The organism is Pseudomonas sp. MWU12-2020 (genome assembly GCF_023100605.1).
In the GTDB taxonomy this organism is placed as follows: domain Bacteria; phylum Pseudomonadota; class Gammaproteobacteria; order Pseudomonadales; family Pseudomonadaceae; genus Aquipseudomonas; species Aquipseudomonas fluorescens_H.
The window spans coordinates 495,389-518,671 of the sequence record NZ_JALMEX010000001.1 but is presented as its reverse complement, the minus strand read 5'-3'; the positions used below and the strand labels follow the sequence as shown (position 1 = coordinate 518,671).

The 23,283-nt window shown below is 61.5% G+C and carries 24 protein-coding genes and 1 pseudogene; 14 read left to right on the top strand and 11 right to left on the bottom strand.

Annotation, left to right across the window (positions count from 1 at the left end):
- Positions 1–455 precede the first annotated feature (455 nt).
- Both M0814_RS02465 and M0814_RS02460 read right to left on the bottom strand, forming a co-directional pair.
- Positions 456–959 carry a GNAT family N-acetyltransferase gene (locus M0814_RS02465; RefSeq protein ID WP_103486171.1) on the bottom strand — a complete coding sequence of 168 codons (504 nt, stop codon included), beginning with the start codon at positions 957–959 and terminating at the stop codon, positions 456–458.
- 187 nt (positions 960–1,146) lie between these two features.
- On the bottom strand, positions 1,147–3,078 hold the full coding sequence (locus tag M0814_RS02460) for a DNA topoisomerase III (protein ID WP_112997812.1): 1,932 nt from the start codon (positions 3,076–3,078) through the stop codon (positions 1,147–1,149).
- Positions 3,079–3,357: 279 nt separating this feature from the next.
- Between M0814_RS02460 and M0814_RS02455 the strand changes: the two genes are divergently transcribed.
- Positions 3,358–4,764 (top strand): serralysin family metalloprotease, encoded by a 1,407-nt coding sequence (locus M0814_RS02455; protein WP_103484230.1) that lies wholly within the window; start codon positions 3,358–3,360, stop codon positions 4,762–4,764.
- A 220-nt stretch (positions 4,765–4,984) separates the two neighbouring features.
- Complete coding sequence (locus M0814_RS02450; RefSeq protein WP_103484229.1) at positions 4,985–5,353, top strand: DUF427 domain-containing protein; 369 nt, start codon at positions 4,985–4,987, stop codon at positions 5,351–5,353.
- 157 nt (positions 5,354–5,510) lie between these two features.
- Here the strand turns inward: M0814_RS02450 and M0814_RS02445 are convergent, their stop codons facing one another.
- Together M0814_RS02445 and M0814_RS02440 are read right to left on the bottom strand one after the other, a co-directional pair.
- Positions 5,511–7,133 carry an MFS transporter gene (locus tag M0814_RS02445; protein WP_003226027.1) on the bottom strand — a complete coding sequence of 541 codons (1,623 nt, stop codon included), beginning with the start codon at positions 7,131–7,133 and terminating at the stop codon, positions 5,511–5,513.
- 127 nt (positions 7,134–7,260) lie between these two features.
- Positions 7,261–8,928, bottom strand: a complete 1,668-nt coding sequence (locus M0814_RS02440) for a GMC family oxidoreductase N-terminal domain-containing protein (protein WP_103484228.1) — start codon at positions 8,926–8,928, stop codon at positions 7,261–7,263.
- 133 nt (positions 8,929–9,061) lie between these two features.
- Here M0814_RS02440 and M0814_RS02435 point away from each other — a divergent pair, with 133 nt between their 5' ends.
- From M0814_RS02435 to M0814_RS02405, 7 genes and pseudogenes are all read left to right on the top strand, one after another.
- Positions 9,062–9,946, top strand: a complete 885-nt coding sequence (locus M0814_RS02435) for a LysR family transcriptional regulator (RefSeq protein WP_045122518.1) — start codon at positions 9,062–9,064, stop codon at positions 9,944–9,946.
- 122 nt (positions 9,947–10,068) lie between these two features.
- A pseudogene (locus M0814_RS02430) lies at positions 10,069–10,206 on the top strand (LysR family transcriptional regulator); the annotation flags it as partial.
- A gap of 198 nt (positions 10,207–10,404) precedes the next feature.
- Entirely contained in the window at positions 10,405–10,752 is a 348-nt protein-coding gene (locus tag M0814_RS02425; RefSeq protein ID WP_103484235.1) for a metalloregulator ArsR/SmtB family transcription factor, read from the top strand.
- A gap of 25 nt (positions 10,753–10,777) precedes the next feature.
- Positions 10,778–11,248 (top strand): arsenate reductase ArsC, encoded by a 471-nt coding sequence (locus M0814_RS02420; RefSeq protein ID WP_103484227.1) that lies wholly within the window; start codon positions 10,778–10,780, stop codon positions 11,246–11,248.
- Between the two features lie 12 nt (positions 11,249–11,260).
- Complete coding sequence (gene arsH / locus M0814_RS02415) at positions 11,261–11,959, top strand: arsenical resistance protein ArsH (protein ID WP_103484226.1); 699 nt, start codon at positions 11,261–11,263, stop codon at positions 11,957–11,959.
- 72 nt (positions 11,960–12,031) lie between these two features.
- The gene (locus tag M0814_RS02410) at positions 12,032–12,871 is read left to right on the top strand and encodes an AraC family transcriptional regulator (RefSeq protein ID WP_103484225.1); all 840 of its coding nucleotides are present in this window, start codon (positions 12,032–12,034) and stop codon (positions 12,869–12,871) included.
- A 68-nt stretch (positions 12,872–12,939) separates the two neighbouring features.
- Entirely contained in the window at positions 12,940–13,518 is a 579-nt protein-coding gene (locus tag M0814_RS02405) for a LysE family translocator (protein WP_103484224.1), read from the top strand.
- Here the strand turns inward: M0814_RS02405 and M0814_RS02400 are convergent.
- Genes M0814_RS02400 through M0814_RS02370 form a run of 7 tightly spaced genes read right to left on the bottom strand, consistent with a single transcriptional unit; the run spans position 13,489 to position 19,810 of the window.
- Positions 13,489–14,883 (bottom strand): ATP-binding protein, encoded by a 1,395-nt coding sequence (locus tag M0814_RS02400; protein WP_103484223.1) that lies wholly within the window; start codon positions 14,881–14,883, stop codon positions 13,489–13,491. The two genes, M0814_RS02405 and M0814_RS02400, sit on opposite strands and share 30 nt — an antisense overlap.
- A complete protein-coding gene (locus tag M0814_RS02395) occupies positions 14,880–15,542 on the bottom strand; it encodes a response regulator (protein ID WP_103484222.1) in 663 nt (220 codons plus the stop codon). Before M0814_RS02395 ends, M0814_RS02400 begins: the two co-directional genes overlap by 4 nt.
- 11 nt (positions 15,543–15,553) lie before the next feature.
- Complete coding sequence (locus tag M0814_RS02390) at positions 15,554–16,198, bottom strand: tetratricopeptide repeat protein (RefSeq protein WP_103484221.1); 645 nt, start codon at positions 16,196–16,198, stop codon at positions 15,554–15,556.
- Positions 16,195–17,004: an SDR family oxidoreductase gene (locus tag M0814_RS02385; RefSeq protein ID WP_103484220.1), complete on the bottom strand. Its 810-nt coding sequence runs from the start codon at positions 17,002–17,004 to the stop codon at positions 16,195–16,197. Before M0814_RS02385 ends, M0814_RS02390 begins: the two co-directional genes overlap by 4 nt.
- Complete coding sequence (locus M0814_RS02380; protein WP_103484219.1) at positions 16,991–17,665, bottom strand: iron-containing redox enzyme family protein; 675 nt, start codon at positions 17,663–17,665, stop codon at positions 16,991–16,993. Before M0814_RS02380 ends, M0814_RS02385 begins: the two co-directional genes overlap by 14 nt.
- Positions 17,662–19,143, bottom strand: a complete 1,482-nt coding sequence (locus M0814_RS02375) for an AMP-binding protein (RefSeq protein WP_103484218.1) — start codon at positions 19,141–19,143, stop codon at positions 17,662–17,664. The genes M0814_RS02380 and M0814_RS02375 overlap by 4 nt, the downstream gene beginning before the upstream one ends.
- On the bottom strand, positions 19,133–19,810 hold the full coding sequence (locus M0814_RS02370; RefSeq protein WP_103484217.1) for a thermostable hemolysin: 678 nt from the start codon (positions 19,808–19,810) through the stop codon (positions 19,133–19,135). The genes M0814_RS02375 and M0814_RS02370 overlap by 11 nt, the downstream gene beginning before the upstream one ends.
- Positions 19,811–20,018: 208 nt before the next feature.
- Between M0814_RS02370 and M0814_RS02365 the strand changes: the two genes are divergently transcribed.
- The 5 genes from M0814_RS02365 (at position 20,019) to M0814_RS02345 (ending at position 23,224) form a co-directional block, all read left to right on the top strand.
- Positions 20,019–20,567 (top strand): cytochrome b, encoded by a 549-nt coding sequence (locus tag M0814_RS02365; RefSeq protein ID WP_103484216.1) that lies wholly within the window; start codon positions 20,019–20,021, stop codon positions 20,565–20,567.
- A gap of 204 nt (positions 20,568–20,771) precedes the next feature.
- Positions 20,772–21,698 (top strand): SEL1-like repeat protein, encoded by a 927-nt coding sequence (locus M0814_RS02360; protein WP_103484234.1) that lies wholly within the window; start codon positions 20,772–20,774, stop codon positions 21,696–21,698.
- 137 nt (positions 21,699–21,835) lie between these two features.
- Complete coding sequence (locus M0814_RS02355; RefSeq protein WP_103484215.1) at positions 21,836–22,051, top strand: DUF4287 domain-containing protein; 216 nt, start codon at positions 21,836–21,838, stop codon at positions 22,049–22,051.
- 13 nt (positions 22,052–22,064) lie between these two features.
- Entirely contained in the window at positions 22,065–22,544 is a 480-nt protein-coding gene (locus M0814_RS02350; RefSeq protein WP_103484214.1) for a GNAT family protein, read from the top strand.
- Between the two features lie 158 nt (positions 22,545–22,702).
- Positions 22,703–23,224 (top strand): GNAT family N-acetyltransferase, encoded by a 522-nt coding sequence (locus M0814_RS02345; RefSeq protein ID WP_103484213.1) that lies wholly within the window; start codon positions 22,703–22,705, stop codon positions 23,222–23,224.
- Positions 23,225–23,283: the final 59 nt, after the last annotated feature.

The window sequence follows — 23,283 nt, the reverse complement described above, 5'->3', positions numbered from 1 at the left end:
TAGCCCATCGGTTAGTTGATCCCTGGCACCGAAACCAGGACGTCAGCGGTCGCCCGTAAGAAGTACGGGGTCATGCGTCTGTTGCATGTAGTCGTGTTGAATAACTGCTACGCAATAGCGTCACAACGAGGAGAAGCAGCGAAAACCGGGAGGCTCCTTGACGACGTTTTCAGGGTCGGCCACAAGCGTCTTGAGAATTTTCGCCAGCGCTTCTCGTCCTTGTACTGGACGTTCAGGCCAGGTCAGCTTCTTCAATCTGCCTTGTGGGCAGCGTGTATCCGGAAAAAACAACTCGGCGGTCAGACGAGTTTGCTCAAGCGTGTTACTGATGTTCCCGATCGGGGAACGTCTTCATCATGCAAAAGCAAAACGGTGCCGTCAACGGTTTTGTAGTGATTATTTTTGCTCACTACATATTGTCGGACAAAGCTGTTTTGGAATGAGAAAAGTTTCGTTCAGAGAACGGAAGCGGGGACGTTCAGGACGTAGAAGGTGCAGGGGTAACCGTCTACCGAGCGCTGCTGACGGGTGAACTCGCCACCGCTCAATTGCGGGATCAGCCCGGCCCAGAAGCGCTGTGCAGGCAGGTTGGCGTCGATATGGAAAATCTGCCATCGACCTGGCAGGCGGCTCAAGAGGGCAGAGACGACAAACTGCGCGACGCCTTGGCCACGAAAGCGTCGGGTGAGGAAAAAGTAGCCGATGTTGTGTTCGGCGCCATCGATGTGGGTTTCATCATCCACGGTCACGAAACCGGCCAGCTCACCGTCGACGCGGATCAGGAACGGTCGGGTGGCTGGATTGCGCCAGTAATCGTCCTTCTGCTGAATGCTGAAGAAGCCATGTTCGCCGAGCTTCAGTGGTAGCCATTGGCTGAAGTCGTACATGTAGAACTGCATTAGGTTTTCGATGGTTTGCAGTTCGTCGCGGTGGGCGGGGTGTAGTTCGATGGTGGGCATGTTCAATGAACTCCAAAAGGGAGACTTAAGAACCCTGTGGCGAGGGAGCTTGCTCCCGCTGGGGCGCGAAGCGGCCCTAAAGCCTGCAATCGCGATGTTTCAGATAGACCATAGTTGCAGGTTTTGCGACTGCTGCGCAGCCGAGCGGGAGCAAGCTCCCTCGCCACAGGAGCTCAGCAGGTTTGAGTTATTTGGCGGTACGCTTGGTTGCACTGGCGGTTTTACTGCGCGCCGATTTGCGTTTCTTCTTCCACGGCGCCGCAGCCTTGCCGGCCGGTGGCGGGCCGCTGATGGTCAGGCTCAGTGCAGAACAGCGACTGACCTGCTTGCTCATCCACGCCGCCTGTTTGGTGACGAACTCTTCCAGACTCATCTCGCCGCTCTGCACCATGTCCAGCGCCTGTTCCCAGATGGCGGTAGTGCCGGGGTCGGCAATTGCCCGGGGTACGGCGTCGATCAGGCTGAAGGCTGCAGGCGTCGCGGCCAGCGCCTTGCCGTTTTTCAGCAGATAACCGCGGTCCAGCAGGCCCTGAATGATCGAGGCGCGAGTGGCTTCGGTGCCGATGCCGGTAGTGTCCTTGAGTTTCTGTTTGAGCAGCGGATCTTCCACCAGTTTGGCGACGTTCTTCATCGCCTTGATCAGATCGCCCTCGGTGTAGGGTTTGGGCGGCTGAGTCCAGAGATCCTTGAGGTTCACGCCGGCCACGGCGCAATCGATACCCTGGCTCAGCGCCGGCAGGGTTTGCGGGGCTGGAGCTTCACGGCCCTTGGCCGGGGCGAGGGCTTCGGGCAAGGCGCGTTTCCAGCCCGGTTCGATGATCTGCTTGCCGACGGCGCGCAATGCTTCACCGGCGCAATCGAAATCGGCCTGGGTGCGATCGTATTCGTGGTTGGGCAGAAATTGCGCAAGATAGCGCGCGCGAATCAGGGTGTAGACCGCCCGGTGCTTACCGCTCAAACGCTCGAGATTTTTCGCCGCCGCGGTGGGGATGATGCCGTGGTGGGCGCTGACCTTGGCGTCGTTCCACGCCCGTGAGCGGCGTTGCGGGTCGAGGTGACCGTTCAGCGCATCGAGGCTTGAGTCGGCCTGACGCAGTGCAGCGAGTATCCCCGGCGCCTCGCTGTGCTGGCTCAGCGGCAGGAAGCCGCAATCACTGCGCGGGTAGGTGATGACCTTGTAGGTTTCGTACAGCGCCTGGGCGATGTCGAGGGTTTCCTGGGCGCCGAGACCGAGTTTCTTCGAGCAGACTTCCTGCAGGGTGCCCAGATCGAAGGGCAGCGGTGCCACTTCACGCATGCGCTCGGTGCGCAATTTCACCACCCGTGCGCTGGCCGCATTGCTGATTGCAGCCGCCGCTTGCTGCGCCAACGCCTGATTCAGGCAGCGATCCTGATCGTCGCAAACGTCGGAGGGCGCACGCCATTGCGCAGTGAACGGCGTGCCGTCGTGCAGCAGTTGCACATCGATCGCCCAATACGGCACCGGCACGAAATCGGCGATGCTGCGGTCGCGATCCACCACCAGCCGTAGTGTCGGCGTCTGCACCCGGCCGACGGGCAGCACGCCCTGATAGCCGGACTGACGGCCCAATAACGTGAACAGGCGACTCATGTTCATACCAATCAGCCAGTCCGCGCGGGAGCGCCCCAGGGCCGAGTGATACAGGCTGAAGGTTTCCGCCCCCGGCTTCAGTGCGGCCAGGGCCTTGCGGATCGACGCTTCATCCAGCGCCGACAGCCACAGGCGACGGATCGGCCCGCGATAGCGGCAGTGCTCGACCAGTTCCCGGGCAATCATCTCGCCTTCACGGTCGGCGTCGGTGGCGATGATCAGTTCGCTGGCCTCGCCCAACAGGCGCTTGACCGCCTTGTACTGGCTGGCGGTACGCGGCTTGACGGTCATTTTCCACTTGTCCGGAATGATCGGCAGATCCGCCAGCACCCAGCGCTTGTAGCGCGCGTCGTAGGCATCCGGCGGGGCAGTTTCCAGCAGGTGGCCGATACACCAGGTCACCGTGACGTCCGTTCCCAGCCAACAGCCGTCGCCCCGGCGCTTTGCACCGAGCACAGCCGCAATGTCTTTGGCCTGGGAAGGTTTTTCACAGAGGTACAGCCGCATAACCACCGTCGTCAATCAGTTCACTGGAGGTGCACAGAATGGCCGGAGTTCGCGCCCGGGGCAACTTTTATCTGTATGGATATACAGATAAAAACATTGCCGGGAATGACCGGTATTACCGGGACGGCGCGGGCGACTATCGAGAAATCGAATGGCACCGCGCTTGCCGGGCATGGCAGGTTCGTCGGGCCTTTAAGAAACGCGAGTGACAGGACGATCTCGCCAGAAGATCGCCACGGTCCGAACGCACTGACCACTCTGAAACAAGGAAGTCCCACCATGGCTCAAGCCAAAGCGAAAACCAGCAGCGCCTATGACGAAGTGAATGCCTTCAGCCACCTGTACGACCGTGGCGTCGGCCTGGTGAACGGCAAACCGTCGTTTACCGCCGACCAGGCAGCCGACGAAATCCTGCGCAAAAACCTGTTGTGGCACGACAAGAACGGCGACGGCAAAATCTCCCTGACCTACACCTTCCTCACCGAGAAACCGGCGAACTACAACCCGAACCTCGGCAACTTCAGCCAGTTCAGCGCGCAGCAAAAGGCCCAGGCCATACTGGCGATGCAATCGTGGGCCGATGTGGCCAAGGTGACCTTCGCTGAAGGCACGGGCGGCGACGGTCACATGACCTTCGGCAACTACGATGTCAGCACCGGCGGCGCGGCGTTCGCCTACCTGCCGAGCGGCGGTAGCTACGATGGCCAGTCGTGGTACCTGATCAACAACCAGTATCAGGTCAACAAGACCCCGGACACCAACAACTACGGGCGTCAGACCCTGACTCACGAAATCGGCCACACCCTCGGCCTGTCGCACCCGGGCGCCTACAACGCCGGCAATGGCAACACGACCTACAACGACGCCAAGTACGCCGAAGACACCCGTGGCTACAGCCTGATGAGCTACTGGAGCGAAGCCAATACCGACCAGAACTTCAGCAAGGATGGCAGCGGAGCCTACGCCTCCGCGCCGTTGCTGGACGATATCGTGGCGGTGCAGAAACTCTACGGTGCCAACTATGAAACTCGTGCCGATAACACCTGGTATGGCTTCAACTCCAATACCGGACGCGATTACTACACCGCGACTTCGGCCTCTTCGAAAGTGGTGTTTTCGGTATGGGACGGTGGCGGTGACGACTGGCTGGATTTCTCCGGCTTCACCCAGAACCAGAAGATCAACCTCAATGAAGGTTCGTTCTCCGACGTTGGCGGTCTGGTCGGCAACGTGTCGATTGCCTATGGCGTAACCGTGGAAAATGCGGTTGGCGGTTCGGGCAATGACCTGCTGATCGGCAACTCGGCCGTCAACCATCTGTTCGGCGGAGCCGGCAACGACATCCTTTACGGCGGTGGCGGCGCCGATGTGTTGTGGGGCGGCGAGGGTGCGGACACCTTCGTGTTCGGTGCGGCCAGTGACTCGACCAACAACCAGCCGGACTGGATCATGGATTTCAAAAGCGGCGTGGACAAGATCGATCTCTCGGGCATCGCCGGTTTCGCCACGGGTGCGGCCACGCTGAACTTCGTCAGCAGTTTCACCGGCCATGCGGGCGATGCAATCCTGACTTATTACGCGCAGAGTGGTCAGACCGGGCTGCTGATCGATCTGACCGGGCAGGGGCAGATCGACTTTGCCGTAGGTGTGGTAGGGCAGGCGCTGGCGACTGATATCGTGGCTTGATGTGAAATGACAGGGCCGACCTGACGCTTGTGGCGAGGGAGCTTGTCGAGTCGTCGCACCGTCCCGCTCGGCGGCGAAGCCGTCGCAAAACCTGAAATCGCGTTATACCTGATGCAGCGCGATTTCCGGATTTGGGTCTGCTGTGCAGACCAGCGGGACGGTGCGACGATTCGACAAGCTCCCTCGCCACAGTCATTTCCATGACCAGGAGAAACCCCCAATGAGCACCACCGGCCTCAACCCCGTCATCACCCTCGAAGAACTCTCCGGTTGCCTGCTGGTGAAATTCCACGGCATCCAGGTCGCGGCGTCCTCGCATGTGATGGTTCTCCATGAGGCCAACTACCCGCCGGTGTACTACGTTCCCCGCGAGGACATCGACGAGAAATACTTCGCCCGCACCGACCACACCAGTTATTGCCCATACAAGGGCGATGCCAATTACTTCAGCCTGCAAGTGCCGGGGCATGAGGGGGCGAATGCGGTGTGGACGTACGAGAAACCGAAAATCTCGGTGGAGCAGATCAAGAACTATGTGGCGTTTTATCCGGATCAGGTGAAGTTTGAAGTGATCAAGGCTGACGCTTAGTTCCTTGATGAAGAGATTTAATTGTGGCGAGGGGATTTATCCCCGATGGACTACGTAGTAGTCCCATTTTTCACGGGGGGCGCTACGCACCCCATCGGGGATAAATCCCCTCGCCACAGGTTTTTTTCACCAAAGGATCATGTGTGCAGGTTCAGAATCAGTTCTTGTCCAGATCGATATTCTTGGTCTCACGCAAACAGATCATCCCCACCACCAGGCTCACCCCGGTGATCAGCACCGGGTACCACAGCCCATAGAAAATATCCCCGGTGTACACCACCAGCGCGAATGACACGGTGGGCAGGAATCCACCAAACCAGCCATTGCCGATGTGATACGGCAGGGACATCGACGTATAGCGGATGCGCGTCGGGAACAGTTCCACCATCAGCGCCGCCAGCGGGCCGTAGCACATGGCCGAGATGATGATCAGCGCGACGATCAGCGCCACGATCATCGGTTTGTTGATCTGTTGCAGGTCAGCCTGTTGCGGGTAGCCAGCGAGGGTCACTGCGCCGCGCAGGGCGGATTCGTCGTAGCCGTCGATCTTCACGTCACCGACGCTGACCTGCACGCCACTGCCGGCCGGGGCGGCGGCGCTGGAGTAGGGCAGGCCTTGCTTGACCAGGAAGGTCTTGACCTTGTCGCACGGGCTGTCGAATTTGGCCTTGCCCACCGGGTCGAACTGGAAGGTGCAGGTGGCCGGATCGGCCAGCACGGTGATCGGTGCCTGACGGCTGGCCTGATCGATTGCCGGGTTGGCGTAGTGCGCCAGGGATTTGAAAATCGGGAAGTACAGCGCCGTCGCCAGAAGCAGGCCGAGCATCAGCACCGGTTTGCGCCCGACCTTGTCGGACAGCCAGCCGAAAATGATGAAGAACGGCGCACCGATCACCACGCTGATGATCAGCAGAGTGTTGGCCACCGCCGGGTCCATTTTCAGAAACTGGGTGAGGAAGAACAGCACGTAGAACTGCGCGGCGTAGAAGGTCACCGCTTGCCCGGCGTTGATGCTGAACAGGGCGATCAGCACGACCTTGAGGTTCTCCCATTTGCCGAAGGATTCGCGGATCGGTGCTTTCGATGCCTTGCCTTCCTCCTTCATTTTCAGATACGCCGGCGACTCGTGCAGGCTCAGGCGGATCCAGGTGGAAATGCCCAGCAGCACGATCGACAGCAGGAACGGAATACGCCAGCCCCAGACTTCGAACTGATCGCCGGTAAAGTAACGGCACCCGAGCACCACCAGCAGCGACAGCAGCAGGCCGAGGGTCGCAGTGGACTGAATCCAGCTGGTGTGGAAGCCGCGTTTGCCGATTGGCGCGTGTTCCGCCACATAGGTCGCCGCACCGCCGTATTCACCGCCCAGGGCCAGACCCTGAAGCATGCGCAGCACCACCAGAATGATCGGTGCGGCAATGCCGATGCTGGCGTAGGTCGGCAACAGGCCGACGCAGAACGTGGCGATACCCATCAGGATGATGGTGGCGAGGAAGGTGTATTTGCGCCCGATCATGTCCCCCAACCGACCGAACACCAGCGCCCCGAACGGCCGCACGATAAACCCGGCGGCGAAGGCCATCAGCGCGAAAATGAACGCCGTGGTGTCGTTGACTCCGGCGAAAAACTGCTTGCTGATCACCGCCGCGAGGGCGCCGTAGAGGAAAAAGTCATACCACTCGAAGACCGTCCCCAGAGACGAGGCGAAGATGACTTTCTGCGTGGCATTGCTGGTGCTGGCGCCGCTCGCGGCGTCCAGCGGCTGAGCGTGTTCTGACATATCGAAATCCCTCACAGTGATTGTTTTTGTTGTTCCACTGGTGTTGCGTGTCCGGGTGAAGCGCGATGTCTTGAATCTGCTGTTGATTCCTGTGGGAGGGGGCTTGCTCCCGAAGGGGCCGTGTCAATCAAATCATGGGTGAATGACACTCTGCCTTCGCGAGCAAGCCCGCTCCCACACTGGGGCTGTGAACAGGTCCTGAAAGGATCAGCTGCGCCGCCTTCTCGGCAATCATCAGCGTAGGCGAACAGGTGTTGCCCGAGGTGATGCGCGGCATGATCGAGGCGTCGGCGATGCGCAGGCCGGGCACGCCATGCACGCGCAGTTGCGCATCGACCACCGCGTCGGCGTCACTGCCCATGCGACAGGTGCCGACCGGATGGAAAATCGTCGTACCGATGCGCGCCGCCGCTTCGTGCAGTTGCTCCTCGCTTTGCAGGCTGTCGCCGGGCAGATATTCCACCGGTTTGAACGCTTGCAGGGCCGGGGCGCTGACGATGCGGCGGGTCAGGCGGATCGCATCCGCGGCCACGCGCAAATCTTCGGGATGGCTCAGGTAATTGGGTTGAATCAGCGGTGCTTCCTGCGGATCCGCCGAGCGGATTTCAATGCGACCCCGGCTCTGCGGACGCAAATCACACACCGACGCGGTGAATGCAGGGAAGCTGTGCAGCGGCTCGCCAAAACGCTCCAGCGACAGCGGCTGCACGTGGTATTCAAGGTTGGCGGAAGTCTGCTCTGGCCCTGAGCGGGCAAACGCGCCCAACTGACTCGGCGCCATCGACAGCGGCCCGCTGCGGTCATACAGATAACGCAGGCCCATGCCCATCTTGCCCCACACGCTGCCGGCGATCTGATTCAGGGTGCGGGCGTTTTGCAGTTTGTAGATCAGGCGCAGTTGCAGGTGATCCTGCAGATTGCCGCCGACCCCCGGCAGCTCATGAGTCACGCCAATGCCGAGGCGCTCGAGCAGCGGACGCGGGCCGATTCCGGAGCGCTGCAGAATGCTCGGTGACCCGACGGAGCCAGCGCAGAGGATGATCTCCTTGCGTGCCTTGAAGCTTTTCGTGTGCCCTTCGTGACGTGCGCTGACCTTCGATGCCCGCCCGTTTTCCAATAGCACGCGATCAACCTCAACCCCGGTCAGCACGGTCAGATTGGTCCGCTCGCGAATCGGTTTGAGAAAAGCCTTGGCCGCGTTCCAGCGCACCCCGGCCTTCTGGTTGACCTGAAAGTAGCCGCAACCCTCGTTGTCGCCCTGATTGAAGTCATCGATGCTGGCGATGCCGCTCTGCTCGGCGGCGCTGCGAAACGCGTCGAGAATCGGCCACGACAGGCGCTGTTGCTCGACCCGCCATTCGCCCTTGGCGCCGTGAAATTCAGCGGCGCCGGCGAAGTGGTTTTCGCTGTGTTTGAACAGCGGCAGCACGTCTTTCCAGGCCCAGCCCGGATTGCCCTCGGCCGCCCAGCCGTCATAGTCGCCGGCCTGGCCACGCATGTAGATCATGCCGTTGATGGAAGAGCAGCCACCGAGCACTTTGCCGCGTGGGTAGCTCAGGCTGCGACCTTGCAGGCCGGGTTGCGCTTCGGTCTTGAAGCACCAGTCGGTGCGCGGGTTGCCGATGCAGAACAGGTAACCCACGGGGATGTGAATCCACGCATAGTTGTCGCGTCCGCCGGCTTCGAGCAGCAACACCCGCTGCTGCTTGTCTGCCGACAGTCGATTGGCCAGCAAGCACCCGGCAGGGCCGGCGCCGACCACGATGTAGTCGTATTCTTCAAGGGAAGTCTGCATTCCCTGACCTCGCTTTTTGTTTTTATTGTCGGACACTCTAGTTGTTAGCTTTCGTTAAAAGAATGTTAGTTTTTGCGCAGCCGCTGTGCGTTTTCAAACAGCCTGGATTGACCATAGCTGACAAGGACACCCCATGTTCGACTGGAACGACCTGCGGTTCTTTCTGGAGTTGCAACGCAGCGGCCGCCTGCTCACCGCTGCCCGGCGTCTGAACACCACTCACGCCACCGTGGCCCGTCATATCGAGGCCATCGAAAAGAGCCTCGGCACCGCGCTGTTCGTCCAGCACGCCCAAGGCTACGAAATGACCCCGGCGGGGGAGGCGCTGCTCAAGCACGCCGAAGCCATGGAAAACGTTGCGCTGCTGGCTCAGGAAGAAATCACCCAGTCCACCGCGCCGCTGGGCAAGATCCGCGTCGGTGTCACTGAGGGGCTGGGCATCAAGTTTCTCGCCAGCCGCATGATCGGCCTGTTCGAACGCTATCCGGGGCTGGAGGTGGAACTGGTCGCCGTGCCGCGCTTCGTCAGCATCCTCAACCGCGAGGCGGAAATCAGCATTCATCTGGAGCGCCCGGCGGCGGACATGCTGGTCACGCGCAAGCTCACCGACTATCGGTTGGCGCTCTACGCCAGCCAACGCTACCTCGACAACGCGCCACCGTTGCGCAGCCGCGAAGACCTCGCGCGACATGCGTGGATCGGCTATGTCGACGATCTGCTGTTCAGTCAGGAACTGATGTTCCTCAACAGCTTCTGCCGCAGCCCGCGCGTGGTGTTCCATAGCACCAGCGTGATCGCCCAGCAGGAAGCGGCGCGCTCGGGGTTGGGCATTGCCGTGCTGCCTTGCTACATGGCCGCGTCGGATCCGGATCTGGTGGCGTTGCTGCCGGATGACAGCATCGAGCGCAGTTACTGGATCAGTACCCGGCGCGAGCTGCACAAATCGGTGAGGCTGCGGGTGGTCTGGGATTATGTCGTCGGCCTTTGCGAAGCGGAGCAGGGCCTGCTGCGCGGATAGTCCCACCCCACAAAAATCCCCCAGTGGGAGCGGGCTTGCTCGCGAAAGCGGTATGTCTGTGACATAGGAATCGACTGACACTACGTCTTCGCGAGCAAGCCCGCTCCCACAGGGGGCTGCGGTTGTTGCCGGATGGCAGCATCGAGCGAAGTTACTGGATCAGTACCCGGCGCGAGCTGCACAAGTCGGTGCGGCTGCGGGTGGTCTGGGATTATGTGGTGGGGTTGTGCGAAGCGGAGCAGGGGCTGTTGCGCGGATAGTCCAGCCCACACAAATCCCCCCTGTGGGAGCGGGCTTGCTCGCGAAAGCGGTATGTCTGTGGCATAGGTATCGACTGACACTACGCCTTCGCGAGCAAGCCCGCTCCCACAGGGGTTCTGCGATGTGGCTTGAATCCGGGGTTGAATAATATATGGATATCCGTATATTCGGTTTTCCATATGTTCGAGCCCACCCCCATGCTCACCCCCACCGAACTGTTCAAAAGCCTGGCCGATGAAACCCGTGTCCGCGCCACCTTGCTGATTGCCGAGCAGGGTGAGCTGTGTGTCTGCGAGCTGATGTGCGCCCTCGACGACAGCCAGCCGAAAATCAGCCGCCACCTCGCGCAACTGCGCAGCAATGGGTTGTTGCTTGATCGCCGTCAGGGCCAGTGGGTCTATTACCGGCTCAACCCGGATCTGCCGGATTGGGTTCGGCAGATCCTCAAGGTCACGGCCACGGCCAACACCGATTGGCTCAAGGACAATGCCTGTCGCCTGCACAACATGGATGGTCGTCCTGCCCGCGAAACCGCGTGCTGCTGAACTTCAAATATTCCCGGAGCTATCCATGCGTGTCCTGTTCATGTGCACGGCCAACAGTTGCCGCAGCATCCTTTCCGAGGCCGTGTTCAATCATCTGGCGCGGGAGGGCTTCGAGGCGGTAAGCGCCGGCAGTTTTCCCAAGGGCCAGGTGTTGCCACGCAGCCTGGCGACTTTGCAACAGGCTGGTATCTCAATCGACGGTTTGTACAGCAAGGGCAACGACGCCTTCGAAGGCAACCCGCCGGACATCGTCATCACCGTCTGCGACAAGGCGGCGGGCGAAACCTGCCCGGTGTACTTCGGGCCGGCGATCAAATGCCATTGGGGGCTGGAAGATCCATCCGATGTGATCGGTGATGAGGCGACAGTGGATGAAGCGTTCCGTGCCACCGTGGCGATCATCGAGCGCCGCTGCGCAACGTTCCTCGGTCTTCCTTTCAAAACACTCAGCCGCGTTGAGCTTCAGCGCGAACTTGATCGCATTGGCTCCCTCTGAGCCGGAGGACATATGTCAGAGCATCTGCCCAATCTTGATCACAGCCTGTTCGAAGGCCGGATCACATCACCTTCGCACGAACATCAACCGCGCATCCTGCTGCTCTACGGCTCGACCCGCGAACGCTCCTTCAGCCGTCTGCTGGTGGAGGAGGCCGCACGCTTGCTGGAGCACTTCGGCGCCGAAACGCGCATCTTCAATCCGTCCGGTTTGCCATTGCCGGATGACGCCCCGGTCGACCATCCCAAAGTCCAGGAACTGCGCGAGCTGGTGCTGTGGTCGGAAGGTCAGGTCTGGTGTTCGCCGGAACGCCACGGCGCGATGTCTGCGGTGTTCAAGGCGCAGATCGACTGGATTCCGCTGGAGCTCGGTGCGGTGCGTCCGACCCAGGGCAAAACCCTCGCGGTGATGCAGGTCTGCGGCGGTTCGCAGTCGTTCAACGTGGTCAATCAACTGCGCGTGCTGGGGCGCTGGATGCGCATGTTCACCATCCCCAATCAGTCTTCGGTGCCCAAGGCTTTCGCGGAATTCGACGAGGCGGGGCGCATGAAACCTTCGCCGTTCTATGATCGCGTGGTCGATGTAATGGAAGAGCTGGTGAAGTTCACCGTGCTGCTGCGCGACCGCCAGGAATTTCTTGTGGATCGCTATTCCGAACGCAAGGAAAGCGCCGAGCAACTGATGGCGCGGGTCAATCAGCGCTCGATCTGAAATGCACAAACCTTCTAGCCTCAACCCGCCAATTGTGGATTACTGGCCCCAGCCCACCACTGTACGCACGCCATGAGCAACTGGATCGACCTTGCCCGCGACCGGGAAACCGGCATCGAAACCCTGCACGCGCATTTCGCCGGGCACGCGCACGCCTACGATCCGCACTGGCATGAAACGTATTTGATCGGCTTCACCGAGCAGGGCGTGCAGCGCTTCAACAGCCGTCGGGCGCGGCATGACAGCACGCCGGGCAAGGTTTTCATGTTGGAGCCCGGCGACATCCATGACGGCGATGCGCCGAGCCCGGACGGCTTCACCTATCGCATGCTCTATCTGCAACCGGCATGGTTGGAGCAGGCGCTGGATGGTGTGCATCTGGGCAGTTATGGCAGTGGCTTGCCGGGGATCGACAGTGTGCTCAACGATGATCCCGAACTGGCCCGGGCCACCTTGTTTGCGTTCAATGCGCTGCATCAGCAGGACGTACGCATGGTGCGCGACGTGGCGCTGGATGCCTTGCTCGAACGACTGGCGATTCATCTGTACCGGCGACCGCAACCGAGCGCTGCCAACCGCGCACCGTTGATCGCCCGTCAGGCCCGTGACTACCTGATGGCCTATCACGAACAGGACATCAGCCTGCAAACCCTGGCCGACGTCTGTGGCACCGACCGCTTTCGCCTGACCCGCGCGTTCAAGGCAGCCTATGGACTCGCGCCACACGCGTGGCTGATCCAGCTGCGTCTGAGCCGTGGCCGGCAGATGCTTGCCGCCGGCATGCAGCCAGTGGAAGTTGCCGGCCGCCTCGGATTCGCCGATCAAAGCCATCTCGGCCGCTGGTTCGTGCGTGCCTACGGCATCACACCGGGCGCCTATCAGCAACGCGCCATTGGTACCTTTCGACGCTGAACAAACGTTCAAGACCGTCACCTTGCTCAACCATCACAGTGGGCCCTGACTTTCTACAGGGCCGTGCCATGCTTGCGTTCATCCTCTTTGCCTTCGTTGCCTCGATCACCCCGGGGCCGACCAACCTCATCGTCCTCAGCACCAGCGCCCGACGCGGCTGGCGGCCGTGTCTGCCGATCATTCTCGGCGCGGGGGCGGGCGCTGCGTCTTTGGTTTGGGTGGCCGGCGCTGGCGCCAGTACGCTGATGCTGCCCGGCGTGCGCCCGGTGATCAGTGCGCTGGGGATGGGCTGGATGCTGTGGCTGGCGTGGCAGATCTTCACTGCCCCCGTTACCGCCATCGACCCGGAAGCGGGGGAAACCAAGACTGAACTGGGTTTGATCGGCGCAGCCTTCTTGCAGTGGGTGAACCCCAAGTCGTGGATGATGGCGATTGCCGTGATCAGCGTGTTTACCGCGCAGGGGCAGGGGTTGAATGCGCTGTGTCTGGCGTTCTTTCTGGTGTCGTTGCCGTGCCTCGGCGTCTGGGCGTTGTTGGGGCGTGGGGCGGCGCGCTGGCTGAGCAATCCGGCGCAGTTGCGCTGGCTGAACCGGATTCTGGCGGTGTTGCTGGTGGTTTCATCCGCCGCTGCGTTGCTGCACCCCTGAGCTAAGAGGCATCGACAAGGTGGCGCGCAAGCCTCCCTCTGGCCGGTTGACCAAGGTGATCCGTCCGCCCAGGCGCAATGCGATGGTGTTGACGATGGTCAGCCCCAGGCCTGCACCTTGCGTGTTGCCACGGCTGTAAAAACGTTCGAACAGGCGCGCCCGATCTGCCTCGTCAATCCCCGGCCCTTGGTCTTCGACGCTCAGCAGGCACCAGCCCTCGGCTTGTCTCAGCTTGACCGTGATTACGCCGTGCTCCGGCGAGAAGTTGGCAGCGTTGGTGATCAGGTTGCCGAGGGCGATGTCGATGGCGGCGGTACTGGCCATGACGTGGAACGGTTGGTCGCCGTCCTCGAAGGCCAGTTCCAGGTGTTTGCTCAACAGCCACGGCGTCAGTTGCACGAGGCTGTTGCGCACGGTTTCGCTGAGGTCGATGCGTTGCAGCGGCGGCGGGTTGGATTTCGGTTCGAGGCGGGCCATGGTCAGTAACTGGTTGACCAGGCGGCTGGTGCGGTCGACGCCGGAAATCAGGAACTGCAACGAGTCGCGACGCTCCTGTTCGGTACCGGCCTCCAGCAGGTTTTGTGCATGCACCCGCAGCACCGCCAGTGGCGTGCGCATCTCGTGGGCAGCGTCGGCGATAAACCGTCGTTCGCGGCCAAGCACTTCCTGAATCTGCGCCAGCATGCGGTTGAGCGCCGCCTGCATCGGTTCCAGTTCGCTGGGCAGCGGCGTCAGTTGCAACGGCTCCAGCGAGCCACTGTGTCGGGCACGCAGGGTCGCGGCCATGTTCGCCAGCGGCTTGAGGCCCCAGCCGATGGCCAGCCAGACCATCGCCGCGAGAATCAGACTGCCCAGCACGTTCGGCCACAGCGTGTGGCGCACGATGCGGTCGACCAGATCGGTGCGCACATCATCGCGCTCGCCGACCCAGATGCGCAGATCGTTCTGCGGATCGTCGAGCATGAAGGCGCGCCAGTGGCGACCATTCAAATCCACCACATCACTGAAGCCCGGTTGCGTCGGCGGTGCGGTGAACGACGGGGCACTGGCGGTGTGCACCAGCACTTCGTTGTTCGGGTTCCACACCTGGAAGGCGATCTTGCTTTCGTAAGGGTGGCCGTCGACATGCGGTTTGGCTTCGCTGAGTGCCTGATTGAACGCCTGATACAGCTGCGAGTGATCCTTGCTCGCCAGCGGCATGCGCATCACACCCTGCAACAGGCGCGCGTTTTGCGCCAGTTGCGCGTCGTAGACTTCGGCGATTTCGTGGTTGCTGTCGTGCAGGTTGAACACGCTGAGCACCGCAAGACCAGCGAGCAACAGACCGATGATCAGCGTCAGTGTGCGGCGACGAATCGAGGTCATCGACGCTCCTCCACCAGATACCCCACACCGCGAATGGTGCGGATCAGGTCGGTGGAGAATTTCTTGCGCAGGTGATGGATGTGCACTTCCAGGGTGTTGCTCTCGGCTTCTTCGTTCCAGCCATACAGTAACTGGAGCAGTTGGTCGCGTGTCATCACCCGCCCCGGTGGCGAAAGCAGTTCGTGCAGCAACTGATATTCCTTGGGCGTCAGCGCGACGGGCTGACCCTGATAGCTGACCTGCTGGGTGCCGGGGTTGAGGCTGATCCCGGCGTGTTCGATCAGCGCCTGGGCGCGCCCGGCACTGCGCCGCAACAAGGCACGCAGGCGTGCCTTGAGTTCGGCGAGGTCGAAGGGTTTGACCAGATAATCGTCGGCGCCGGCGTCCAGCCCGGCGATGCGGTCTTCGGTGGCATCGCGCGCGGTAAGAATCAGCACCGGCAGGTTCGAACCGCTGTCGCGCAGACGGCGCAGCACTTCGAGGCCGTCCATGCGCGGCAGGCCCAGATCGAGTACGGCAACGTCAAAGGTTTCACTGAGCAGCGCATGCAACGCGCTGCTGCCGTCCTTCAACCAATCGACGGTGTAGCCCTCGCGCCCCAATGCCTGATGAATGCCTTCACCGAGGGCTACGTCATCCTCAATCAGTAATAAACGCACACGGACTCCTGTCAGTCGAGTTTCTGGTTCACGTCCACCAGCAGGGCGGCGATCTCTTTGCGCCGGCCGGCATCGGCGGTTTCCCGGCCCGGGCGCGGGGCGGCCTGCTGGGCCTTGAGCAGCGCGGCCCTGGCTTCAGCGTAGCGCTTCTGACGGTAGAGGTGATCGCCCCAGAAGTACAGACTGTCGATGCCCTCCGGATTCAGTTGCAGCGCTTGCTTGAGCAGTTGCTCGGCCTTGTCGCTGTCGCCGAAACCGATCGGCCAGCCCGGGACGCGATCATATAGCGCGGCGAGGCTGGTGTAGGCCGAACCTTGCAGGGCTTTGGGGTCGAGTGTCAGGGCTTTTTCCAGATCGGCCTTGGCGTCCTTGGCCTTGCCCAAGGCACCGAGTCCGCCCTGAGCGCCGGCCCAACTGCTGGTGACGATGCCTTTCCAGATCCACGCTTCGGCCACTGCCGGACGCTGGGTGGTAAAAGCAGTGGCTTCTGACGACAATTGCTCGAACGCAGCGGCGCGTTGCTTTTCCGCCACTTCATATTGGATGTGCGCCCAGCTCTGCTGGATGCCGTTGAGGCGTTGCTGATCGGCAGGCTCCAGCGCCCAGACGCTTTGACTGAGGGCGGCGAGCAACAGGCATACGGAAATTCTTTTCATGGTTTTGGTGCCTCGTTGTCAGGTTTTTCACTGAGGCGGCGAATCAGCGGCAACTGCTTGCGCAGGCCTCGATCCACCAACTGCGGCAGCAGGTTATTGAGGCGTACGAAAAAGCGCTCAGGCCAGCCCAGATACAGGTCACGGCGGTCGCCGGCAATCGCGTGGATCACCGCCGAGGCAACGGTCTGCGGGTCATCGACGTTGGACTTGAGCGCATCGTTCAACGCTTGCGCCGCCGCGCTGTTCATCGAAGTGCGGGTGGCCCGGGGCGCGACATACAGCACGTTGACCCGAGTGTCGGCCAGCTCGCGGCGCAGCGCTTCGGAAAATCCGCGCAGGGCAAACTTGGTCGCGCAATAACTGGCGTAACCGGCGTAGCCGATCGAGCCATAGGTGGAACCGACGTTGACCACCATCGCGCTGTCAGCCTCTTTGAGCAGGGGCAGCAGCAGTTTGGTCAGGCAGATCGGTGCGCTGATGTTCACCGCGAGCATCGCGTTGATGTCGCTGTCGTCGAGCTGTTCAAGCATGGCGAAGTGGTTGACCCCGGCAGCGTTGATCAGCAGGTTGATGCCGCCGATGGCTTCGGCGGCGGCCAGCACTTTGCGTCGGTCGCTGAGGAAGGTCAGGTCGGCGGCGACCCAACACAGCGAGTTCGGGTAGCGCTCAAGCAACGGCGCCAGCGCCTGCTCATGTCGAGCCACCGCCAGCACCTGGGCGCCGGCGGCACACAACGCCTCGGCGATGGCCATGCCGATGCCGCCACTGGCACCGGTCAACACCACCCGCGCATCATGCAGCTGCATGTTGAGCCTCCGCGTCACGCGGCAGGCCACGGAACATATCGGTGTACAAGCGATAGACGACTTTCGAGGCGTGGATCACCGCGGCTTGATCGTCTGGATCTTCCAACTGATTCATCAGGCGGCGGTAGGTCTGCATGTGCTCGATGTCCAGCGAGCCGTGCGAATTCAGGTAGCTGAACGCGGTGTCCGACAGTGCCAGACGCTCGCGAATGCTGCCCGCTGCGTGGGTAGCCAGGGCGATGCTGGTGCCTTCAAGCACATTGACCATGCCGAACAGGCCCACCGGATTACCCCGGGCGATCAGGTCGTAAAGGAAGCTGACCATCAGTTCGATCGGCAACGACGGCTGACCGTCGCGCACCGCATCGCGATCACCGCCACACGCGGCGATATCGTTGAGCACCCACTGTTCGTGGCCGTATTCGTCCTCGATGTACTCGCACACGGCTTTGCGCAGCCATTCCAGCCGCGTCGGCAGGCGCGCGCCGCAGGCCATCATCAACGGCACGGTGTGGCGCACGTGGTAATACGCCTGCGCCAGAAATGCCCGATAGCTTTCCAGGCTGACCTTGCCTTGCAAGGCGTCGAGGATAATCGGCAGGTTGAACAGCTCGTGGCGTTCTTGATGCGTGGCTTCTTGCAGGGTGTCGAAAAAACTCATGATGCGGACTCCTCGGAAACAGCGGATTCAGTCAATTGGGCGTGGTACTGCGCGACGATCGCTTCGCGGCGCGGGCGGCCATTGGCGGTCAGCAGGCCATTGGCGGCAGTGAAGGGGTGCGGCAGGCGCGTCCAGCGATGCACCTGGGCGTAATCGGGCAAGGCTTCGTTAGCCTCAGCGACCGCTGCGGCCAGCTCCGCGTCGCTGCAATCGGTACGGTGCGGCCAGAGCAAGGCATGGTTGTGCGGCAGGGCCTCGCCGTAGACGAAGGCCTGGGCGATATGGCGGCGCTGGGTCAGTTCGGACTCGACCCATTCCGGGTTGACGTTGCGTCCGAAACTGGTGACGAACTGGTGTTTCTTGCGGCCCTTGAGGTAGAGGAAACCTTCGGGGTCGAATTCGCCCAGATCGCCGCTCGGCCACCACTCATCGGCGTATGGCGCGTCCCCCAGATAACCGAGCAGTGCCGAGCCCTTGATCAGCACCTCGCCGTCTTCAGCCAAGCGCACTTCAACGTGCGGCAGCGGCTGACCGACGCTGCCCGGACGCCGCGCGCCGGGGCGATTGAGGCACACCACCGAGGCGCACTCGGACAAGCCATAACCTTCGAAAACCGGCAGGCCGACACGATGCGCGCGGTGCAGCAAATCCTCCGAGACCCGTGCACCACCGACGGCGGCGAAACGCAGTTTTTGTGGATCGAAGGCTTTCTGTTCGGCAGCGCTGACCAGCATCAGCAACAGCTGCGGCACCAGAATCAGACTCTCCGGCGCACGCCTGGCCAGATAGCCCAACAGGTGCGGTACATCGACGCCGCTGGCGCCTTGGATACCCAGGGTTTTCTGGCTCGGCAAACTCAGCATCGCACCGGCATACAGCGCGGCGTAACAGCCGAGGTTTTCCAGCAGAATCGCCAGCGGCAACAACGCCAGATGATGCTGCGGATCGGTGGATTTGCTCGCTTGATCCAGCTCCCGCGCCACACGCAGCAGACTGTCGGCACTCAGGCACACGCCTTTCGGTGTGCCGGTGGTGCCGGAGGTGAAGGTCAGTTTGGCGGTGCCGGCCGGCAGGCGACTCGGGCCGCTGAACGTGCGGCACCAGAACTCACCGCGCTTTTCATAACCGGCGGCGAGCAGTTCGGCGTCCAGCTCCGGTTCGACAATCACCCGTTCGGCCTGGCTTTGCTCCAGACAATGAGCGCGTTGCGCCGGGCTGAAGAATGGCGGCAGCGTCACGCAGGTCAGGCCCTCGAACAACACGGCCAGATCCCACAGCATCGCATCGACGCCGTTATCCAGCGCCAGGGCGATTACCTGCGCCCGTTCATCGCGCAGGCGCTCCTGGCGATACAGCACCTCGGCATACACAGTGGCGTAATCGAGTTTCAGCGTATCGCCCCACAGGGCAGTGCTGTTGTCATTGCGCCGGGCATGGTCGCGCAGGGTTTCCTGGAAGCGTTGCAATTCAAGCGACATGGCAGGCTCCTTCAATCGAGGTCGGCAGTCCCAATCGAGTGAACAGGCCGATATTGCGCAAATGGATGAAGCCGGCGCGGATGTTGCCGACGTGCACCCAAGGCTTGCTTTCGTAATAACTGCCCCAGTGTTGACGCTCGTCACCCAGGCGTTCCGGGTCGGCGGCGCATAATGTCACTGGCTTCAGACCGAGCCGATGGAAGCTGTTGACCAGCCCGATGTTGCCGGTGAACGTCACCCATTCCAGGCCGCCCATGGCCAGCAGATAGGTGATGGCGATGATGCTCATGCGTGCGCTGCCGGTGTCGCTGGCGGCAAGATTGCCGACTTCGACAATGGCGACGCGATCCACCGGGCGATCAGCCGCAGCGCTGATCAACGGTTCGATCGGCTCGTCCAGGTAACGCTCGAGAAACAGTGGCTCGCGATGCGCACGACGCACGCCGGCTACCGCGCACAGTTCGCCGTCGACGTTGTGCATGCCGAACAGCTCGGGCATAAAGTGCCGGATGTCGGCGCCATGGGCCTTGCGAAAACGCTGCTGGATGAAGGCTTCGAAAGTCTCTCGCAGCGCGTCGTCGGGCAAAGCGCCGGTCAAGGTCATCGGCGGCATGTCGGCCTGACCGAAACGCAGAGGGAGGGGAATGTTCCAGTGGTAATCGGGCATGGGCGGCGCGCCTCCCTCAATGGTTTGAGCGGAGTATCGGAGGCATTTCTTAACGAAGTCTGAAGGTGAAAAAAGGTTAATCAAACGGGCAATCTTCAGATTGTCTTAAGACTGCAAGGGCAGGGTGGCACCGTCGGTTCGCCCTGCAACCGGATCGAGACTGTCGAACGAATCGGCGGTCGCTCACGACAATCACGAGGCGCTTCTTATGACCCGCGACACCGCCGTAACCCGTTATGGAAAACTCTCAATCACCCTGCACTGGCTGATGCTGGCGTTGTTTGTCGGCGTCTACGCCTGCGTCGAAATCAAGGGCTTCATGCCCAAGGGCAGCGAAGCGCGCGGCCTGCTGATGGGCTTCCACGGTCTGTTCGGCACGAGCATCTTCGTCCTGGTCTGGGTGCGCCTGCTCGGCCGCCTGAGCCCACGCCCGCCGATCACCCCCAAACCGCCTGCCTGGCAGACCGGCATCTCGCACCTGATGCACCTGGCGCTGTACGTGCTGATGATCGCCACGCCGATCCTCGCCTGGCTGATGCTCGCCGCCGCCGACAAACCGTTCCCGTACTTCGGCTTTCACGTCCCGGCACCGGTGGCGATCGACCCGGACTTCGCCAAACAGCTCAAATACTGGCATGAAACGCTGGGCAGCACGGGCTACTGGCTGATCGGCCTGCACGCGGCGGCGGGGCTGTTTCACCACTACTGGGTGCGGGATAACACGCTGGTGCGGATGTTGCCGGGGCGCACGGAATAACCTTGATCTCCTTCAACCCCCAATCCCTGTGGGAGCGAGCCTGCTCGCGAAGGCAGTGTGTCAGTCAGTGATGATGGCGGCTGACACGACGCCTTCGCGAGCAGGCTCGCTCCCACAGTTTTTTGTGGCGTGTTCGAGTGCTTGGACTTCAGGTTTTGCACCGGCCTGCCGATGAAATCTGCACGATTTCAACGGATGCCGTTCATGAACAAGGTTGTTGCTCTACTGGCGCTCACCGCCCTCATCGCAGGCTGCAAAACCAACAGCGCTTATACCCAGGTCGCAGATTTCCCCGCTCTGCGTTGCTTCGCCTACTGGGACGATAAAGCCATCACCTCGCTGGAAGTCAGCTACATCCGCGACCTCAGTCAGAGCGGTAACCTGCCGTGTACGATCATGCTGGGCGACCTGTACGAGAAGGGGCGCGGTGTGCCCCAGGACATTTCCAAAGCCAAGGCCCTCTATCAAGCCGTGGCCGATAAAGACGCCAGCGCCTATGGCCAACTTGGGCGCATGGCCGAAGAAGGCATCGGCGGGCCGGTCAATGACACCGATGCGCGGCAGTTTTACCAGCTTGCCGTGAGCAAGCCCGAGCAGCAGCGCAGTGAAGCCAAACTGGCCAAATACATGGAGGATGGGCGCGGTGGCCCGCAGGACCTGCAAGGCGCGCTGACGCATTACTTCAACGCCACGCAGTATCTCGGCGATGACGCGTGGCAAGGCATCGAACGTCTACGCGCCAAAGGCTTGCCTCTGACGATCGAGCAGCAACAGCGCTACAACAATCTCTTTGTCAGCAGCGTGCAAAGCGGCCTCAAGAAACGCATCACCGCCATAGAGAAGTCTCTGGAGAACAACGTCAATCCGACGTCTGCCAGCAAGCCAGTGCAGGTACAGCTGGAGTACACCCCGGGCGCATCGGCCCCGGTGGTTTCGATACGGCAAAGCTCGGGCGACACCGCGCTTGATCAAAGAGTGATGCAAGGCTTCAGCGATTATCGCTTTCCCGGTGACCCGATCATGCCACCGGGCCAGAAGAGCTATCAGGCGATCCCGATCGTCAGGACGGACGGCAAGAGTCCGATGCAGCGATTTAACGAGAGCAGAAAGACTGAGCCTTCCCCCGAGTGAATCCCCCCACCGACAGGTCGGCGTGAACTCAACGGGCTGGCCGCGCCACTTGCCGGAACAGCGTCTCGCGTCCACTCTATGGCATGCCGACAAGGAGCGTCGCCGACCCTCCGTCGAGCCCCATGGGAGCTTGCAGCATGAGCGAAGACAACAAGGTAAAAGGCCCGGCGTCGTACTTCCCCTCCATCGAAAAGAAATACGGCCAGCCCATCGATCACTGGCTGAACCTGCTCGCCGGCATCACCGACAAGAAGCACATGGAGCTGGTGGCGTGGCTCAAGGAGGAACACGGCATGGGCCACGGCCATGCCAACGCGCTGGTCGCGCACCATTTGGCCGCAGGCAAACAGTGAGGGCAGGGCAGCGATGAATTTCTCCCACCGGCCAGTGACGGCCGACGACGTCAAAACCATCTGCAGCTTTCCGCAGGGCGTTCAAGAGTTGTACTTCATGTTCCCGAAAGCGCAGTACCCGCTGACGGAAGAGCAAATGCACACCGCGATCAGCCAGCGCTTCGACTCCACGGCTTTTCTGGCCAACGGCGAGTTCGTCGGCTTCGCCAACTTCTACCGTGCCGAGTACGACGGCGTCTGCTGCATCGGCAACGTCATCGTCGCGCCATACGCCCGGGGCCAGGGTGTCGCTCGCTACATTGTCGAAACCATGACTGCGGTCGGCTTTGAAAAGTATCAGGCCAGGGAAGTGCAGCTGTCCTGCTTCAACGAAAACACCGCAGGGTTGCTGCTCTACCCGAAACTCGGCTTTACCCCGTTCTCCATCGAAGAGCGCGCGGCGCCGGGTGGCAGACGCGTGGCCCTGATCAACATGACGCGCCACCGACAATAGCCATCCCCCAATCCCTGTGGGAGCCGGGCTTGCCCGCGATGGCGCGAGCCCGGCCAGACATGCTCCCGAGCCTTGCGCGGAACCTGTGGGAGCTAGCCTGCTAGCGATGGCGCCCGCCCAACCGCTACATAACCTGCTGAATCACCAAGGTCTCGAGCATGCCAAACACCACAACACGCCTGACCTACCGACGCCCACAACAAGCAGACCTGCCCACCGTTTTCGCGATTTTCGGCGACCCACAAACCAACCTGTTCAACCCCGCCGGCCCCATGACCGACATCACACAAGCCGAAGCACTGCTGGATCGCTGGCTGCAACATTGGGAAGTCCACGGCTACGGATGGTGGGCAATCAGCAGCGCACAAGCCCCTGAGCACATTTTCGGATTCGCCGGCATCGCCGCCCACGACTACCTGGGCAAAAAGGTCATCAACCTCGGCTATCGCTTCGCCGTCGAAGCGTGGGGTCACGGCTATGCGACAGAGGCCGCACAAACCGCGCTAACCCACGCCTTCGACCATCTCGGGTTGCCCGAGGTATTCGGCCTGGTCAGGCCTGACCACACCGCCTCAATCCGCGTCCTGGAAAAGATAGGCATGTGCCGCTTCGGCGAACTGGACGATGTCCCCGGCAAAGCCCCCAGCCTGGTATTCCGAATTCACCGAGATGCCCGCTGATTCGAACCACCTCCCTCTGTAGGAGTGAGCCTGCTCGCGATGACGCCACTCCAGCCCCC

Bases quoted from the DNA above. Each gene is read 5' to 3' on its own strand.
- M0814_RS02360 (WP_103484234.1), top strand. From the start codon at position 20,772: ATGAACAAGGTTGTTGCTCTACTGGCGCTCACCGCCCTCATCGCAGGC.
- M0814_RS02440 (WP_103484228.1), bottom strand. From the start codon at position 8,928: ATGCAGACTTCCCTTGAAGAATACGACTACATCGTGGTCGGCGCCGGC.
- M0814_RS02370 (WP_103484217.1), bottom strand. From the start codon at position 19,810: ATGCCCGATTACCACTGGAACATTCCCCTCCCTCTGCGTTTCGGTCAG.
- M0814_RS02355 (WP_103484215.1), top strand. From the start codon at position 21,836: ATGAGCGAAGACAACAAGGTAAAAGGCCCGGCGTCGTACTTCCCCTCC.
- M0814_RS02365 (WP_103484216.1), top strand. From the start codon at position 20,019: ATGACCCGCGACACCGCCGTAACCCGTTATGGAAAACTCTCAATCACC.
- M0814_RS02390 (WP_103484221.1), bottom strand. From the start codon at position 16,198: ATGAAAAGAATTTCCGTATGCCTGTTGCTCGCCGCCCTCAGTCAAAGC.
- M0814_RS02425 (WP_103484235.1), top strand. From the start codon at position 10,405: ATGCTCACCCCCACCGAACTGTTCAAAAGCCTGGCCGATGAAACCCGT.
- M0814_RS02445 (WP_003226027.1), bottom strand. From the start codon at position 7,133: ATGTCAGAACACGCTCAGCCGCTGGACGCCGCGAGCGGCGCCAGCACC.
- M0814_RS02400 (WP_103484223.1), bottom strand. From the start codon at position 14,883: ATGACCTCGATTCGTCGCCGCACACTGACGCTGATCATCGGTCTGTTG.
- M0814_RS02420 (WP_103484227.1), top strand. From the start codon at position 10,778: ATGCGTGTCCTGTTCATGTGCACGGCCAACAGTTGCCGCAGCATCCTT.
- M0814_RS02410 (WP_103484225.1), top strand. From the start codon at position 12,032: ATGAGCAACTGGATCGACCTTGCCCGCGACCGGGAAACCGGCATCGAA.
- M0814_RS02450 (WP_103484229.1), top strand. From the start codon at position 4,985: ATGAGCACCACCGGCCTCAACCCCGTCATCACCCTCGAAGAACTCTCC.
- M0814_RS02375 (WP_103484218.1), bottom strand. From the start codon at position 19,143: ATGTCGCTTGAATTGCAACGCTTCCAGGAAACCCTGCGCGACCATGCC.
- M0814_RS02385 (WP_103484220.1), bottom strand. From the start codon at position 17,004: ATGCAGCTGCATGATGCGCGGGTGGTGTTGACCGGTGCCAGTGGCGGC.
- M0814_RS02435 (WP_045122518.1), top strand. From the start codon at position 9,062: ATGTTCGACTGGAACGACCTGCGGTTCTTTCTGGAGTTGCAACGCAGC.
- M0814_RS02460 (WP_112997812.1), bottom strand. From the start codon at position 3,078: ATGCGGCTGTACCTCTGTGAAAAACCTTCCCAGGCCAAAGACATTGCG.
- M0814_RS02455 (WP_103484230.1), top strand. From the start codon at position 3,358: ATGGCTCAAGCCAAAGCGAAAACCAGCAGCGCCTATGACGAAGTGAAT.
- M0814_RS02405 (WP_103484224.1), top strand. From the start codon at position 12,940: ATGCTTGCGTTCATCCTCTTTGCCTTCGTTGCCTCGATCACCCCGGGG.
- M0814_RS02350 (WP_103484214.1), top strand. From the start codon at position 22,065: ATGAATTTCTCCCACCGGCCAGTGACGGCCGACGACGTCAAAACCATC.
- M0814_RS02465 (WP_103486171.1), bottom strand. From the start codon at position 959: ATGCCCACCATCGAACTACACCCCGCCCACCGCGACGAACTGCAAACC.
- arsH (WP_103484226.1), top strand. From the start codon at position 11,261: ATGTCAGAGCATCTGCCCAATCTTGATCACAGCCTGTTCGAAGGCCGG.
- M0814_RS02380 (WP_103484219.1), bottom strand. From the start codon at position 17,665: ATGAGTTTTTTCGACACCCTGCAAGAAGCCACGCATCAAGAACGCCAC.
- M0814_RS02345 (WP_103484213.1), top strand. From the start codon at position 22,703: ATGCCAAACACCACAACACGCCTGACCTACCGACGCCCACAACAAGCA.